General features: G+C 65.6%; 1 protein-coding gene. It reads right to left on the reverse strand.

The features are described from left to right. Positions 1–773: AMP-binding protein (locus NBG84_RS39965; RefSeq protein ID WP_250924655.1), on the reverse strand; the 773-nt coding region annotated here is incomplete at its 3' end. Positions 774–807: the final 34 nt, after the last annotated feature.

Raw genomic sequence — 807 nt, forward strand, 5'->3', positions numbered from 1 at the left:
ACCGTCACCTCCGGGCAGGCCTCAAGAACCCGACGCACCGCGGTCGCAGAGACGACATCCCCGCCGGTCAGGACCTGATGCACACCCTCGAAGCAGGACGGGTCGCCCTCCGCGATCACCCGAAACAAGCCCGCGGTCACATGCACCGCACCGACCTGACCACCACCAGTCAGACGACGGATCGCCGCCCCGTCGATCTGCTCATTCGGAGCAAGGACGACCCGCCCGCCGGACAACAAGGGCACCCACACCTCATAGCCGGACACATCAAAGGCATGCGGCGCATGCATCAACACCCGCTCATGCACCCCACCCAGCCAGCATCCATCCCGAGCCAGCCCCACCACACCCCGATGCGTGGCACCCACCCCCTTCGGCACCCCACTGGACCCAGAGGTATACATCACATACACCAACTGATCCCCACCCACCGGCAAGCCCACATCGGTCGCATCCAGATCGGTCGCATCCAGACCAGCCCACCCAACCGCATCCACGCCCAGCGCCACGACCGGAAGCCCGCCACAGAAGACACGCGCCTGCTCCGGCCGGTCCGTCAACAGCACCACCGCCGCACTGTCATCCAGCACAAACCGCCGCCGCTCCGCCGGATACCCCTCATGCACCGGAACATAGAACCCACCCGCCTTGACCACCGCCAGCAGAGCCACGATCAGATCAACAGAACGCTCCATCCACACCGCAACACCCCGCTCCCGCCCCACACCCCGACCAACCAAATACCGAGCCAGCCGATTCGCCCGCGCATTCAACTCCCGGTAGGTGAGCTGCTGGTCCTCAAAGACA

Source organism: Streptomyces albipurpureus (assembly GCF_023701525.1).
Classification (GTDB): domain Bacteria; phylum Actinomycetota; class Actinomycetes; order Streptomycetales; family Streptomycetaceae; genus Streptomyces; species Streptomyces albipurpureus.